Genomic DNA, 16,178 nt, shown 5'->3' on the forward strand with positions numbered 1-16,178 from the left:
AATGCTCAATGGAGCTGAGTGAGCAAGCCCGTGAAAGAAAGAAAGTCAAGACCTGTTAATTTAGATTTGCAGACCATTCGCTTTCCTATCACCGCAATCGCATCCATCCTGCATCGTGTATCTGGGGTGATTACGTTTGTCGCGATAGGCATACTGCTATGGCTACTATCCATTTCCCTGTCATCCCCTGTCGGATTCATGCAAGCGAGCGACATCGTCGATAGCTTTGTCGTGAAATTCGTGTTGTGGGGCATCCTAACTGCATTGGCCTACCACATTGCTGGCGGTATTCGTCATCTCATGATGGATCTTGGTCATTTTGAAGAGCTTGAATCTGGCGCCATGAGTGCCAAGGTTGCATTCGGCGCGACAGCCGTGCTTTCAGTTTTGGCGGGGATCTTAGTATGGTAAAACACGTTTCCTCATTTGGTCGTAACGGGGTACACGATTTCCTCCTGATCCGTGCTACGGCCATCATAATGACACTCTACACAATTTATCTGGTGAGCTTTTGTGCTTTCACGGATATTTCCTACGCATCCTGGACCCAATTTTTCGGTGGCACCTTCACTAAGGTTTTCACCATGCTGGCATTGGTCTGTGTGCTGATTCATGCCTGGATTGGTTTATGGCAGGTTCTGACTGACTACATCAAATGCGCTAAGTTGCGTGGTGGCCTTCAGTTAGCCGTTATTGCCGTGCTGTTCGGATATTTCTTCTCTGGTCTATTTGTGTTGTGGGGTGCGTAAGTGTCTATTCCAGTTCGTGAGTTTGACGCCGTTGTGATCGGCGCAGGTGGTGCAGGTATGCGCGCTGCACTACAAATTTCAGAGCAAGGCCTAACTTGTGCATTGCTATCAAAAGTGTTTCCTACTCGTTCTCATACCGTTTCAGCTCAGGGTGGTATTACGGTTGCACTAGGAAACTCACACAAAGACGATTGGCAGTGGCACATGTATGACACGGTCAAAGGTTCCGACTACATCGGTGACCAAAATGCCATTGAGTACATGTGTAAGAACGGCCCTGAGTCGGTGATTGAGCTAGAGAAGATGGGGTTGCCATTCTCTCGCTTTGAAAACGGATCAATCTATCAGCGTCCTTTTGGTGGCCAGTCAAAAGAGTTCGGTGGTGAGCAAGCGGCTCGTACTGCTGCTGCTGCTGACCGTACTGGTCACGCTCTGCTGCATACGCTTTATCAGCAAAACGTAAAACATAAGACCACTATTTTTTCAGAATGGTATGCGCTTGATCTAGTGAAAAACCAAGATGGCGCTATCTTAGGCTGTACAGCATTGTGCATGGAAACGGGCGAAATTTGTTATTTCAAAGCCAAAGCGACCGTATTAGCAACAGGCGGTGCAGGCCGTATTTATGCATCAACCACTAACGCACACATCAACACGGGCGATGGCGTGGGTATGGCACTGCGTGCTGGTGTTCCGATGCAAGATATGGAAATGTGGCAATTCCACCCAACGGGCATCGCTGGTGCAGGTGTTTTGGTGACGGAAGGTTGCCGTGGCGAGGGTGGTTACCTTCTCAATAAAGATGGTGAGCGTTTCATGGAACGTTATGCACCAAATGCCAAAGATTTGGCTGGCCGTGATGTGGTTGCTCGCTCAATGATGATCGAAATCCGTGAAGGTCGTGGTTGTGACGGCCCTTGGGGTCCACATATCAAGTTGAAGCTCGATCACTTGGGCAAAGATGTACTTGAATCGCGTCTGCCTGGTATCTGTGAGCTTTCTCGTACTTTCGCTCACGTCGATCCAGTGAAAGAGCCGATTCCGGTTATCCCAACCTGTCACTACATGATGGGTGGTGTACCAACTCAAGTTTCTGGTCAGGCGATTAAACAGCTGGCGGACGGCACTGACGTAGAGGTTCAGGGCTTGTTCGCGTGTGGTGAAATAGCTTCTGTATCGGTACACGGAGCGAACCGTTTAGGCGGTAACTCGCTACTCGATCTGGTGGTCTTTGGCCGTGCAACGGGTCTTCACTTAGGTGAAACGCTGGCAGCACAAGCAGAAGCACGCTCAGCGACCGCTTCTGACGTCGAAGCGTCACTTTCTCGCTACATGCGCTGGGAAAACAGCACGGGTGGCGAAGATCCGGTGCAAATCCGTAAAGACCTACAACGTTGCATGCAAAATAGCTTCTCGGTGTTCCGTGAAGGTGAAGCCATGGCGCAAGGTTTAGAAGAACTGAAAGTGATTCGCGAACGTTTGAAAAATGCCCATCTGTCAGACAAGTCTACCGAGTTCAACACGCAGCGTATTGAGTGCTTAGAACTGGATAACTTGATGGAAACGGCATTCTCAACGGCAGTGGCAGCAAACTACCGTACGGAAAGTCGTGGGGCTCACGCTCGTTTCGACTACCCAGATCGTGACGATGAAAACTGGCTATACCACTCTATCTATAATCCGGAAACTGAACAGATGACCAAACGCGACGTAAACATGTCTCCAGTTCATCGTGATGCTTTCCCACCGAAAGTACGTACATACTAAGGGAGGACTAAAAAATGAAATTGAACTTCTCTGTGTATCGTTACAATCCGGATATCGATAGCAAGCCGTACATGAAAGAGTACACGCTGGATGTGGAAGATGGCTCTGACATGATGGTGTTAGATGCGCTGATCCTATTGAAAGAGCAAGATCCAACGCTGGCATTTCGCCGCTCCTGCCGCGAAGGCGTGTGTGGTTCTGACGGTTTGAATATGAACGGCAAAAACGGCTTGGCGTGTATCACTCCGCTGTCGGCTTTGGGCAGTGGTAAGCTGATTATTCGACCACTACCGGGTTTGCCTGTAGTACGCGATCTTATCGTTGACATGACACAGTTCTACGACAACTATGCGAAAGTTAAGCCATTCTTGATCGATGACGGTGCGTTGCCACCTTCTCGCGAGAATCTGCAATCTCCAGAAGAGCGTGCGCATTTGGATGGTTTGTACGAATGTATCATGTGTGCATGTTGTACAACATCTTGCCCATCGTTCTGGTGGAACCCGGACAAATTTATCGGTCCAGCAGGTCTTTTGGCTGCATATCGTTGGTTGATTGATAGTCGCGATACTGCAACAGATGAACGTCTGTCCAATCTTGATGACGCATTTAGCGTTTTTCGTTGCCATGGCATCATGAATTGTGTAAGTGTTTGTCCTAAGGGACTAAACCCAACAAAAGCCATTGGTCACATCAAAACAATGTTGGTCAATCGTTCGGTTTAATAGACAAAAATTGCCGGCTAACTCTTAACCAGATTTAGCCGGCTCTTATAGTAGCTCGGCGCAGACCGAAGCAAACGTGAAAACTACTGGTTAAGGGAAAATATGCACAACGGCGTGATGAAGGCATGGCTCGAGTCTTCACACTTGGCTGGCGCCAATGCAATGTATGTAGAGGACCTCTACGAACTGTATCTAAGTGATCCCGATCTGGTAAGTGAGGAGTGGAAACGTGTTTTTGATGAGTTGCCCAAGCACTCAGAAGTGGCTGAACAGCCGCACTCACGTGTCCGTGACTACTTCCGACGACTCGCTCAAGAAACAAAGCATTACAGTGTCCAGGTCAGTGATCCAGATGTCGATGCTAAGCAAGTAAAAGTACTACAGCTGATAAATGCCTACCGCTTCCGCGGCCATGAAGCAGCTCAGTTAGACCCCCTAGGGTTGTGGCAACGTCCTCAAGTGGCGGAGCTTGATCCTGCATTCCACAATCTCACTCAAGATGACTTCGAAGAGACTTTTAACGTAGGTTCTTTTGCCATTGGCCAAGAAACTATGCAGTTGAAAGACATCTTTAATGCCCTGAAAAAAACCTATTGTGGTTCGATTGGTGCAGAATACATGCACATGACCGACACAGAGCAAAAACGTTGGATTCAGCAACGTCTTGAGTCTGTTATCGGCCAGCCTTCCTTCGAAAAAGAAGAAAAAATTACATTCCTGGAAGAGCTGACCGCAGCAGAAGGTCTCGAGCGCTACCTTGGCGCAAAATTCCCCGGTGCTAAACGTTTCTCTTTGGAAGGCGGTGACGCCATGATCCCAATGATGAAAGAGTTGATTCGTCATGCGGGTAAAAGCGGTATGCGTGAAGTGGTAATTGGTATGGCTCACCGAGGCCGTCTCAATATGCTGGTTAACGTTTTGGGTAAGAAGCCACAAGATCTGTTTGACGAATTTGCCGGTAAACACGGCGAAAGCTGGGGAACGGGTGATGTGAAGTATCACCAAGGCTTCTCTGCAGATTTCGCTACTCCCGGCGGTGATGTGCACCTTGCCTTAGCATTTAACCCGTCCCACTTGGAAATCGTTAACCCAGTGGTGGTGGGGTCGGTACGTGCTCGTCAGGATCGCCTTGGCGATGAAGATGGCAGTAAAGTCCTACCTATCACGATTCATGGTGATTCGGCGATTGCAGGCCAAGGTGTCGTGGCAGAGACGTTCAACATGTCTCAAGCCCGTGGTTACTGTGTCGGCGGTACTGTTCGTTTGGTTGTGAATAACCAAGTCGGTTTCACGACCTCAAACCCACGTGATACGCGTTCCACCATGTACTGTACCGATATTGCCAAGATGGTACAGGCACCGATTTTCCACGTTAATGCCGATGATCCAGAAGCAGTCGCTTTTGTGACGCGTATTGCCTTAGATTACCGCAACGAATTTAAACGCGATGTCGTGATTGACCTTGTTTGTTACCGCCGTCATGGTCACAACGAAGCTGACGAGCCAAATGCCACTCAGCCTCTGATGTACCAAAAGATCAAGAAGCATCCAACACCGCGTAAGCTGTACGCCGACGTGCTGATTGATCGCAACGAGTGCGATATCGAAACCGCAACCCAAATGGTCAATGAGTACCGTGATGCGCTTGACCACGGTGAAGTGGTGGTCAAAGAATGGCGCCCAATGGCTCTACATTCTGTAGACTGGTCTCCTTATCTGGGGCACGACTGGGAAACACCTTGGGCAAACGTATTCGATAAAAAACGTTTAGTCGAGCTAGGACGACGCCTATGCCAATACCCAGAAAGTCACGTTTTGCACAGTCGAGTGAGCAAGCTCTACAGTGATCGTGTTGCGATGATTGAAGGGGAGAAAGAGTTCGACTGGGGGATGGCAGAGACGCTTGCCTATGCGACCTTGCTTGACGATGGAAAACGTATTCGTATTTCTGGTCAAGATTCAGGCCGTGGAACCTTCTTCCATCGTCACTCTGTACTACACAACCAAACTGACGCCAGTACCTATATCCCATTGGCAAACATTCATGACAAACAAGGCCCATTCGAGGTGCTTGACTCTGTGTTGTCGGAAGAAGCGGTGCTGGCATTTGAATACGGTTATGCAACGGCAGAACCAGGTGGTCTGACCATCTGGGAAGCGCAGTTTGGTGATTTCGCTAACGGCGCTCAAGTTGTGATTGACCAGTTCATCTCTTCTGGTGAGCAGAAGTGGGCTCGTTTGTGTGGCTTAACGATGTTGCTGCCACACGGCTATGAAGGTCAAGGCCCTGAACACTCTTCTGCACGTTTGGAGCGCTACCTTCAGTTGTGTGCAGAACAAAACATGCAAGTGGTTGTACCATCAACCCCTGCGCAGGTTTACCACATGATTCGTCGTCAGGTGGTTCGCCCAATGCGTCGCCCACTGATTGTGATGTCGCCGAAGTCGCTGCTACGCCACCCATTGTGCACATCAACGCTGGATGAGCTGGCGAACGGTACATTCTTGCCAGCGATTCCGGAAATTGACAACCTTGATCCTGCCAAGGTCAAACGTGTCGTTTTCTGTTCTGGTAAAGTCTATTTTGATCTACTGGAACAACGTCGTAATAGTGAGCAAGAGGATGTGGCGATTGTTCGTATCGAGCAACTTTACCCGTTCCCACTCGATCAGGTGAAGGACGCCATTGCGCCATACGTCAATGTTGAAGACTTTGTATGGTGTCAGGAAGAGCCTCAAAACCAAGGTGCTTGGTACTGTAGTCAACACAATTTCCGCGCGGCCATTCCAGTTGGCGCAGATCTAAAATACGCCGGCCGCCCGGCTTCTGCTTCACCAGCAGTAGGCTACATGTCGGTGCACTTGAAACAACAGAAAGCGTTGATAGAAGACGCTCTGAACGTGAATGCAAAAACTTCGGATTAAGAACTAGAAGTGAAAGGAAGAAACAGACATGACAATTGAAATTCTGGTTCCAGACTTACCTGAATCAGTCGCGGACGCAACCGTAGCGACTTGGCACAAGAAACCGGGCGACAGAGTAGAACGTGATGAAGTTCTCGTCGATATTGAAACGGACAAAGTCGTTTTAGAAGTACCTGCGCCAGAAGCGGGTATTTTAGAGGCTATCCTAGAAGACGACGGTGCTACGGTGCTTTCAAAGCAGCTTCTTGCGCGCCTAAAACCCGGCGCAGTGGCAGGCGAACCAACCAAAGACACGACTGAAGAATCGGTAGCTTCACCAGACAAGCGCCACAAAGCTTCGCTAACGGAAGAGAGCAATGACGCATTGAGTCCAGCTGTCCGCCGTTTGCTGGCTGAACATAACCTAGAAGCGCATCAAGTGAAAGGCACAGGTGTTGGTGGCCGTATTACACGTGAAGATATCGAGGCGCATTTGGCTAACGCGAAAGCGGCAGTCAAAGCTGAGGCTCCTGCCGTTGTTGCTGCGCCAGCTGCGGCTCGCAGTCAAAAACGCGTACCGATGACTCGTCTACGCAAAACGGTGGCAAATCGTCTGCTTGAAGCGAAAAACAGCACAGCAATGCTGACGACGTTTAACGAAGTGAACATGAAGCCAATCATGGATCTTCGTAAACAGTACGGAGATCAGTTCGAAAAACGTCATGGCATCCGTCTCGGCTTCATGTCTTTCTATGTCAAAGCCGTTACTGAAGCGTTGAAACGTTATCCGGAAATCAACGCCTCGATCGATGGCGATGACATTGTGTATCACAACTACTTTGATATCAGCATGGCGGTATCAACACCACGTGGTTTGGTTACGCCAGTACTGAAAGATTGTGACACGCTAGGTTTTGCTGATGTTGAAAAAGGCATCAAAGAGCTCGCTATCAAAGGTCGCGATGGCAAATTGACAGTAGATGAGCTGATTGGCGGCAACTTCACTATCACCAACGGTGGCGTATTTGGTTCACTGATGTCAACCCCAATCATCAACCCACCACAATCCGCCATTTTGGGTATGCACAAGATCCAAGATCGTCCAATGGCGGTTGACGGTAAGGTTGAAATCTTGCCAATGATGTATTTAGCACTCTCTTACGATCACCGTTTGATTGACGGACGCGAGTCTGTTGGTTTCCTCGTGACAGTGAAAGAGCTGCTGGAAGCTCCTGCACGTCTGCTGCTCGATGTGTAATCGAAATTAGACGTTCGGTCACAGATGGCTGGACGTCTAAAGTTTTCAGGGCTAGACTCGCTCAACGTCTGGCCTTCATTTGAGTCATCTGTGGCTTATTTGAGAAGCACCCTACGTACGTATAGCGCAGCGGTTGCTGCACTTTATGGAAATAATAAATCCCATAAGGGATAAACATACGGAATAACACAATGAATTTGCATGAATATCAAGCCAAACAGCTGTTTGCAGAATTCGGTTTGCCTGTACCGGAAGGCTACGCTTGTGACACCCCACAAGAAGCGTTTGAGGCTGCAGGTCGTATTAGTACAGCCAAGAAAGTCGTAAAATGTCAGGTTCACGCTGGTGGCCGCGGTAAAGCGGGCGGTGTTGAACTGCACGATACTAAAGATGGTGTGAAAGAGTTTGCACAAAAATGGCTAGGTAAAAACCTAGTTACTTATCAAACCGATGCAAATGGTCAGCCAGTCACCAAGATCCTTGTTGAAGAAGCGTCAAACATCGCTAACGAACTGTACTTGGGCGCGGTAGTCGACCGTGCAACGCGTCGTATCGTTTTCATGGCATCTACCGAAGGTGGTGTGGAAATCGAGAAAGTGGCGGAAGAAACGCCAGAGCTGATCCACAAAGCGGCTATCGATCCACTGGTAGGCCCTCAGGCATATCAAGGCCGTGAACTGGCTTTCAAACTTGGCCTTACGGGCGATCAGATCAAACAGTTCGTGAAAATCTTCATGGGTTTGGGTCAGATGTTCTCTCAGTATGACCTGGCACTATTGGAAATCAACCCGCTAGTGATCACTGCTGAAGGCAATCTGCTGTGTCTGGATGGCAAGATCAACATCGACTCAAACGCGATGTACCGTCAGCCAAAACTGCGCGAAATGCACGATCCTTCGCAGGAAGATGCTCGTGAAGCGCACGCGGCGCAGTGGGAACTGAACTATGTCGCACTCGATGGCAACGTAGGTTGTATGGTTAACGGCGCTGGCCTAGCAATGGGCACCATGGATATCGTTAACCTGCACGGCGGCAAACCTGCCAACTTCCTAGATGTCGGCGGCGGCGCAACGAAAGAGCGCGTTGCAGAAGCATTCAAGATCATCCTATCTGATGATAACGTGAAAGCGGTATTGGTTAACATCTTCGGCGGTATTGTCCGTTGTGACATGATCGCAGAAGGTATCATCGGCGCCGTAAAAGAAGTCGGTGTTAACGTACCTGTGGTTGTTCGTCTCGAAGGAACCAACGCTGAGCTAGGTCGTAAAGTGCTTGCCGAGTCTGGTCTGGATATCATTGCAGCTGAGTCGCTAACCGACGCAGCTCAGAAAGTTGTTGCTGCTGCGGAGGGCAAATAATGTCTGTACTAATTAACAAAGACACCAAAGTAATCTGTCAAGGTTTCACCGGTGGTCAAGGCACATTCCACTCCGAACAAGCGATTGCTTACGGCACACAAATGGTTGGTGGTGTTTCTCCAGGTAAAGGTGGCCAAACTCACCTAGGCCTGCCAGTCTTCAATACCGTGCGTGAAGCGGTGGAAGCAACGGGCGCGACAGCAACGGTTATCTACGTTCCAGCACCATTTTGTAAAGATGCGATTCTCGAAGCGATCGATGCAGGTATTCAACTGATCGTCACGATCACCGAAGGCATTCCGACGACCGACATGGTCGACGTGAAAGTGAAGCTGGAAGAAACTGGCGTGCGCATGATTGGCCCTAACTGTCCGGGTGTGATTACGCCTGATGAATGTAAGATCGGCATCATGCCAGGTCACATTCACAAGAAGGGCAAAGTGGGTATCGTTTCTCGCTCCGGTACTCTGACGTACGAAGCAGTAAAACAAACCACAGACGAAGGCTTCGGTCAGTCTACCTGTGTTGGTATTGGTGGCGACCCAATCCCGGGTTCAAACTTTATCGATATCTTGAAACTGTTCCAAGAAGATCCAGAAACTGAAGCGATCGTCATGATTGGCGAGATCGGTGGTACAGCAGAAGAAGATGCTGCTGCGTTTATCAAAGAAAATGTGACTAAGCCGGTGGTGTCTTACATCGCAGGTGTGACCGCGCCTCCAGGCAAACGTATGGGCCACGCCGGCGCAATCATCTCTGGCGGTAAAGGGACAGCGGACGAGAAATTCGCTGCACTGGAATCGGCTGGGGTGAAAACAGTCAAGAGCCTTGCTGACATCGGTAAAGCGTTGCGTGAAGTAACAGGTTGGTAATCTGACCAAACAATAGAGTAAAGCCAGGCTCATGCCTGGCTTTATTTTTACTTGATAAATGTGGTGGTCGCACACTTAGCTGTTGCGTGGTACGAGCTGTGAAAGCACAAACAAGCTTGTTGCGCTGATGACGACAGATGGTCCAGCAGGTGTATCGAAATGCCATGAAAGCGTTAAGCCAGACAAAACCGAGATAACGCCTAAAAACGCAGCCGTAAACGCCATTTGTTCAGGAGAAGAGGCAAAACGTCTGGCGGTAGCGGCGGGGATAATCAGCAGAGAGGTCATAATAAGAGCGCCGACAAACTTCATCCCGACAGCGATGACAATGCCGACCATGAGCATCAGTACCAGACGAATCAAATCGGTGTTGACTCCTTCCACTGCGGCTAACTCTTCGTTCACCGTCGTTGACAGTAGCGGGCGCCAGAAAATAAACAAGGCGGCGGAAATCGCCACGACGCCAGCGTAAATGAACAGCAAATCTTGTGCGGAGACCGCCAAAAGATCGCCAAACAGATAGCTCATCAAGTCCACACGTACATTATCTAAAAAGCTTACCGCGACTAAACCGATGGAAAGTGCGCTGTGGGCGAGAATGCCAAGCAAGGTATCTGACGCAATCAACTGTTGTTTTTGCAAAGTGACCAAAATGACCGCTAAAGTCAGACAGCAGACGACTAAGGCTAAGTAGAGATTGATATCGAGCAGAAAGCCGAGCGCTAATCCCATCAGGGATGCATGGGCTAGAGTGTCACCAAAATAGGCCATTTTCCGCCAAACAACGAACGAGCCAAGAGGTCCGGCGATAAGTGCGATACCGATACCGGCGAGAATCGAAGGCAACAAAAATTCAATCATGATGATGTCCGTGATGATGATGACCGCAGCTTGTCGCCTCGCCGGAAACGGGTTGACCCGCTAAATCATGGTGGTGATGATTGTGTTGATGGTGATAAAACGCCAGCGATTGCTGAGTGGCTTTGCCAAACAACGCAATGTAAGAGGGGTGCTGGGTAATATCTGCGGGCGAACCTGAACAACAGATATGGTGCTGCAAGCATATGACGTCGTCAGTTTTCGCCATCACGAGATGAAGATCATGAGACACCATAAAGACCGCACAGTGGAAGCGATGACGAATACTCTCAATGAGCTCATACAGGTCAATTTGCCCTTGAATGTCGACGCCCTGAGCAGGTTCATCCAGCACCAACAGATCTGGCCGTTGCAGTAGGGCCCGAGCAAGCAAAATGCGCTGAGTTTCGCCCCCAGAGAGTTTGTGCATATTACTCTCTAGCAAATGCTCCGCGCCAACCAGTTTCACCGCTTCAAGCGTTTCTTGCGGACTGTATTTGCCTGAGAGATTGAGAAAGCGCTTTACCTTTAGCGGGAGCGCATCATTGAGTTTGAGTTTCTGTGGCACGTAACCGACTTTGAGCTTGTCCTGGCGAGTAACGCTACCATCACTGGGTTTGACCAGACCAAGGATAACTTTGACCAGTGTGGATTTACCCGCACCGTTTGGACCGATAAGTGTGGTGATTTTACCTTTATGCAATTCGAGGTTGATATTATCTAGGACTGCTTTTTCGTCAAAAGTTACGCACAGGTTCTTTAGACTGACTAACGCCGACATGAATGGAACTTATTTGCAATTGATGAGTGTTATAAAGTAACATTTTACTACACTTAATGCTACTGCCTTACTGGGGAACGATGATGCGCGCGTTTTTAACTGGATTCTTACTTTTATTGCCAACCACGGCCGGGGCTGTGGAGGTTCTTACCAGTATTAAACCCATCCAAATGATTGTCCATGAACTTATGCTTGATGTCGATAAGCCGGATGTACTACTCGCTAGCAATGCTTCTCCACATGATTATGCGTTGCGTCCTTCTGATATGAAGAAAATCCGCCATGCTGACTTGGTGATTTGGTTTGGCCCAGGTTTAGAGCCTTTTATGGAAAAGTTGCTGGAAAGCCATCCGCAGGTGATCACGATCGGCGCTATTAAGGATATTCCGCTGCGTGAATATCAAGATGATCACGGTCATGAAGGACACAATCATGGTAACTATGATCCTCACTTCTGGTTAGGCGTGGATGTCGTTACTATCGCGGCCAAAACAATCAGTGCAAAACTGGTTGAATTGGATTCGGCCCACCAAGAGATTTACCAGCGCAATCTCACTCGTTTTCTTACGCAGTTGTCCAGTACGGATGTACAACTTAAAAAGCAACTGAACGACGTTTCGAAGCTCGGTTACTTTGTTTTTCACGACGCTTATGGGTATTTTGAGTCTCGATACCAGTTGAACAACCTTGGCCATTTTACCGTAAGTCCAGAGCGAAAGCCGGGCGCGAAAACCTTGATCCAGATCCGCAACCGACTGGCAAAAGGGGATGTGCAGTGCGTGTTTGCTGAACCGCAATTTACGCCAGCCGTAGTGGATACGGTGATTGGTAACAGTCCTGTGAATCGAGGCGTGCTAGACCCGATTGGCAGCAAGTACACCGTTGAAAATGGCAGCTACTTCCGTTTTCTCAACGGCTTGGCTGGCGATTATCTGCAATGTCTTAAGCAATAATAACGATTTTACCGAACCAGTTTACGTGATCTAACAAGAAAAATAGCGCAAGTTGACGCCATGAGCCTTTCATCAGCTCGTAATTGATATATCATACCAGATAATTATCAGCTCAAAATAACACCATTGCTGATGAGTGTCCGGTTGATGACCTGACGTATGAAAGGAATGTTCTCTTGCTCCGTATACTGGCCCTCATACTATTTGGGCTTGTGCTGCCGTGGGTAGCACAAGCTGAAAATGGCCAATCTGTTATTTTCTATCCACTGCCCGGACAGGAGCAGGGTACCTTTGTGGCTGCAAAAAACCTTTTTATCGGGAAAGAAGGTGGGCTGTGGATCCATGATGTGCATGGCCGGGTTCAGTTCTATGATGGCAACACGGTGCTTCCCAAAAAAGGTAGCCTTTTAGAGTTCAACGCTGAACAGGTCGCCTTTCATGAGGGGAGTTTCTGGACTTTTGTTGACAATGAAGTCTTTCAAACCTATCCAAATCGTAAACGCTCCTTAGTGTTTAGCCTCAGTCCTGGTACGCAAATTCGCAAAATCGGCAGTTCAGACCAGTATATTTGGGTCAGTGATGGGATTAATTTTTACACCTATAACGTAGAAAATGGCCTGCTTGATACCTACTCGCTGCTATCACTTTATCAAAACAATCATAGTAGTTACGTCTATATCAATGATGCGCAACGTGTACTCAGTAAATGGGTGTTGGGCACAACCGCAGGGGCTTATCTCTCACAAGACAAGCAGTTTACCCACATCAAAGCGTCGGGTAAGCATACGGTCTCGAAACTCTATTTTTCCAATACCCGCCGCGAGTTGTTAGTGGGCACTATGCGTGGAGCTGTGCTGGTGAATATTTTCCAACCGTTACAACAAGAAGTGACGATTGGAGACTCTCATGTATTGTCCATTAGCGAAACGAGCCAAGAATATTGGGTAGGAACAGAACATGGGTTGTTTAGCTATTCATTTCTGGATGGGCAAGTTACGCCAGTCCAATCTTCTGCACATCAAGGAATTGACTTAGCAAAAAGGAAAATCTACGCACTGGTGAATGATGGCAGCGGTGGCATCTGGATCGCGACCAATGCAGGTTTGCTTTATCACTCTTTATTTAGTCGTAAGTTTGAACGGTTTAGTCCTTTCTCAGTTGGGAATGCGAGCCGATTGACGGGATACATCCACAAAGCGCTGTATGATTCTTCTGGGGGGCTGTGGCTGCAAGATGGACAAACTCTTTATCGTATGGACTCAGAACGCGTGCTCATACCTATCCATCTACCGGGGAAAGTCAACGACTTCGCTATTGCTCATCAGCAAGCTTGGATTGCAACGGATAAAGGGGTATTTATCTACGATATTGTCAAGCAACGCCTTAGACAAAATGAGGCAGTTGCTGAACTGGCGGGTAGGTCCGTTGACTATGTTGCCATCGATCAGCAAGGCACGGTGTGGTTTAACGGCGGCTATCGCTTGTTTGCTTTAGACGCGGTTACGCAACAACTAAAAGATTATGGCGACAGATGGATAGTAGCTACTTACTTACCCGCACAGGTCCTCGGTCTTGAAGTCGATACAGGAGATAGTCTGGTTGTTCGCACGGACCACGGTGCTTACACTTTGGCGGAGAATAAAATTCGCTTTGATCGTAGCAGTTCTGTGCTGGGCGAAAGCATTGATATAGTCCGTGCTATGGACGAGACCCTTTGGCTGGCAGGTTCGTATGGGCTCTATCGTAAACGTAAAGGTGATAACACTTTTATCGAACTTCCTTTGCCACAGGAGAACGTGAGGCCAGCTTGTTTAATTCCAGATAAAGAAGGGGTTTGGATGTCAAGTTCGGTAGGATTGAGTTTTTACAATTTTGCCGGAGAGCTAGTCAAGCATTTTGGTGAACCGAACGGGGTTCTAAGTAACGAGTTTTTACAAGGTGTGTGTGCGTCGAGCGCGCTGAATGAGGGCGCTCTTGGACAACTGCTGTTTGGCTCTAAAGAGGGGCTGTTGTTTGTTAATCGTCAAGAGCTGTTGATTTCAAAACTCCCCCCTGTACAGGCGGTGATCAGCCAAATGCGGGTCGATAATCAAGTGCTGGTTACAGGCTATCATCAATCCGTTCCTGATCTTATTCCCTATGGTGCTTCGGTCAGTTTTATGCTTGGCGTTATGCCCGTTGCGTATAACCAGTCACTTTATTACCGTTTGAATCAAGATAAGTGGCAAGCCACAGAAGCTGGCCAAATCGCTTTTGAGCATCTCTCGCCAGGCTCTTATCAGCTAGAAGTGAAAGCGGCACAAGGGAACATGCCTGGGGCATCGATTCATTTTGTCGTCGAAGAGCCTTGGTATCTAACCAAAGTTGCCTGGTTGCTGTTTGCGTTCTCTTCGTTTGCGCTTGTCGTTCTGCTGTTTGTTTGGCGTTCGCGCTATGTAATGGCACACAACCGTGAGTTAATGGCTCAAGTTGCCTTGAAAACCAATCAGTTGCGGCATCAGAGCCGAGTGCTACTCAACAGTAACCAACAGTTGCGTAAACAGATACAAGTACGCAATCTCTTGGTGGATCACGTAGCTAAATCGGTGAAATCTAGCTTAAATGCCATTGTTCCTCAGTCTGACGTTTTGTTGGAGGGAGATAGTCGTGATCATCTGAACAAAATCCACATGCAGTTGGATGAATTGCTTAGTTCCCCTAACGGGTCAGAGGAAAACGCGCTTCAACAGTATAATTTAAGCCAAGTTATACACTCTGTGGTGGCCGTATGGTTTGACGATCTGACAAAAGCGGGTATCACAGTGGATATGAGTCAAGCGCAAGCCAATGTCAGAATCACGGTTGATTGTTTCAATTTGGATGTGATCTTGAATAGCATCCTCGCGAGTGTCGTGCGGCGAACCTACCGTGGACAGACGTTGGAAATTCATCTGCGAGAAGCAGAGCAGTATGCGGAGTTGTCATTTATTGACTACGGAAATGCGCTGCCTTTGAGTTTATCTGGTGACGCTCTAAGCAGCAGTGTGGGAAGTAAAACTCAGATAGACCTAAGTATTGAAAACGTACCTGCGTTGGTTGCAGCCAGCGGTGGTCAATTTAGTGCCTTTATCGGTGATGCCCGCAATAAATTGCATCTTTGTTGGCTAAAAGCGCCCGAGTTCGATTACCTACCCGCGCCGCTGTTGCCTGGCATGGAAGAAATGAAGCCGCCAGCAACGCCAGAACTCGACTGGCTAAACAAAGTAGAAAGTCTGGTTGCAGAACACTATCAAGACGCGGAATTTGGTACTGCTATGGCAGCGAAGATGTTGTATGTTTCGGAGCGAAGTTTACAGCGCCGCTTCAAGTCAGCCAGTGGAAGAACGTTTAAAGATTATCTTACCGAAGTACGTTTAGAGCGTGCGTGTGAAAGCCTACTTGCCGGCGAGAAAATTGCCGATGTCGCCTTTTCTTCTGGTTTTAACGATCCTTCCTATTTTAGCCAACGGTTTAAAATACATTTCGGATTATCCCCTTCAAAATTTGCAACGCACCAACAAGAGCAAGATTAATCAACGCACCACTACTTTTGGCAACTTTCGCTAATGCTAATGATTTAGGGTTAGTTTGTTGGCTGAGACTAGCGGCAGAACGTTAATGGGTTGAGAAACAGCGGTCTGGTGCAACAATATCCTACAGAACTCAATGACGACTAATGAAGCGTAGTTAGAAGCGTGCAGTAAAGAATTGAGGGTGTTTGAGAAGTGACGAGAGTAGAAAAAAATATCGTGGTATAGCCGGGGGGACTATACCACGGGTGTCAAGGACACCTTCGCTTGCTGCCGGAGTGACACGAGTAAATCGCGTCACCTCTGGAATTTCTGAGAGAACGTGCTCTCGATGGGTTCACTATATGAGAACTCACTTATTTTCTTTATAAAAATAACGCCATCATTACCTGACTAATACGACAT

The 16,178-nt window shown here is 48.3% G+C and carries 12 protein-coding genes; 10 read left to right on the forward strand and 2 right to left on the reverse strand.

The annotated features are described in order from the left end of the window. Positions 1–18 precede the first annotated feature (18 nt). The 8 genes from sdhC (at position 19) to sucD (ending at position 9,633) form a co-directional block, all read left to right on the forward strand. Positions 19–411, forward strand: coding sequence for a succinate dehydrogenase cytochrome b556 subunit (gene sdhC / locus I3X05_RS04230; protein ID WP_045571009.1), 393 nt, complete (start codon positions 19–21; stop codon positions 409–411). Beyond that, positions 405–749: a succinate dehydrogenase, hydrophobic membrane anchor protein gene (gene sdhD / locus I3X05_RS04235; protein ID WP_039433926.1), complete on the forward strand. Its 345-nt coding sequence runs from the start codon at positions 405–407 to the stop codon at positions 747–749. The genes sdhC and sdhD overlap by 7 nt, the downstream gene beginning before the upstream one ends. Continuing rightward, on the forward strand, positions 750–2,516 hold the full coding sequence (gene sdhA / locus I3X05_RS04240) for a succinate dehydrogenase flavoprotein subunit (RefSeq protein ID WP_045571008.1): 1,767 nt from the start codon (positions 750–752) through the stop codon (positions 2,514–2,516). 14 nt (positions 2,517–2,530) lie between these two features. Continuing rightward, the gene (locus I3X05_RS04245; protein WP_045571007.1) at positions 2,531–3,241 is read left to right on the forward strand and encodes a succinate dehydrogenase iron-sulfur subunit; all 711 of its coding nucleotides are present in this window, start codon (positions 2,531–2,533) and stop codon (positions 3,239–3,241) included. A 102-nt stretch (positions 3,242–3,343) separates the two neighbouring features. After that, positions 3,344–6,166 (forward strand): 2-oxoglutarate dehydrogenase E1 component, encoded by a 2,823-nt coding sequence (sucA, locus tag I3X05_RS04250; protein ID WP_045571006.1) that lies wholly within the window; start codon positions 3,344–3,346, stop codon positions 6,164–6,166. 28 nt (positions 6,167–6,194) lie between these two features. Continuing rightward, a complete protein-coding gene (gene odhB / locus I3X05_RS04255; RefSeq protein ID WP_045571005.1) occupies positions 6,195–7,403 on the forward strand; it encodes a 2-oxoglutarate dehydrogenase complex dihydrolipoyllysine-residue succinyltransferase in 1,209 nt (402 codons plus the stop codon). Between the two features lie 191 nt (positions 7,404–7,594). Further along, the gene (gene sucC / locus I3X05_RS04260; protein ID WP_045571004.1) at positions 7,595–8,761 is read left to right on the forward strand and encodes an ADP-forming succinate--CoA ligase subunit beta; all 1,167 of its coding nucleotides are present in this window, start codon (positions 7,595–7,597) and stop codon (positions 8,759–8,761) included. Continuing rightward, positions 8,761–9,633 carry a succinate--CoA ligase subunit alpha gene (sucD, locus tag I3X05_RS04265; RefSeq protein WP_337970969.1) on the forward strand — a complete coding sequence of 291 codons (873 nt, stop codon included), beginning with the start codon at positions 8,761–8,763 and terminating at the stop codon, positions 9,631–9,633. Before sucC ends, sucD begins: the two co-directional genes overlap by 1 nt. Positions 9,634–9,708: 75 nt before the next feature. Here sucD and znuB read toward each other — a convergent pair whose 3' ends face one another. Then, entirely contained in the window at positions 9,709–10,494 is a 786-nt protein-coding gene (znuB, locus tag I3X05_RS04270) for a zinc ABC transporter permease subunit ZnuB (protein WP_193157644.1), read from the reverse strand. Beyond that, positions 10,487–11,272 carry a zinc ABC transporter ATP-binding protein ZnuC gene (znuC, locus tag I3X05_RS04275; protein WP_045571002.1) on the reverse strand — a complete coding sequence of 262 codons (786 nt, stop codon included), beginning with the start codon at positions 11,270–11,272 and terminating at the stop codon, positions 10,487–10,489. The genes znuB and znuC overlap by 8 nt, the downstream gene beginning before the upstream one ends. An 80-nt stretch (positions 11,273–11,352) precedes the next feature. Here znuC and znuA point away from each other — a divergent pair, with 80 nt between their 5' ends. Both znuA and I3X05_RS04285 read left to right on the forward strand, forming a co-directional pair. Further along, positions 11,353–12,225 carry a zinc ABC transporter substrate-binding protein ZnuA gene (znuA, locus tag I3X05_RS04280; RefSeq protein ID WP_337970970.1) on the forward strand — a complete coding sequence of 291 codons (873 nt, stop codon included), beginning with the start codon at positions 11,353–11,355 and terminating at the stop codon, positions 12,223–12,225. 176 nt (positions 12,226–12,401) lie between these two features. After that, the gene (locus I3X05_RS04285; protein ID WP_337970971.1) at positions 12,402–15,776 is read left to right on the forward strand and encodes an AraC family transcriptional regulator; all 3,375 of its coding nucleotides are present in this window, start codon (positions 12,402–12,404) and stop codon (positions 15,774–15,776) included. The last annotated feature ends 402 nt before the right edge of the window (positions 15,777–16,178 follow it).

It is taken from the genome of Vibrio navarrensis (assembly GCF_015767675.1).
GTDB lineage: Bacteria > Pseudomonadota > Gammaproteobacteria > Enterobacterales > Vibrionaceae > Vibrio.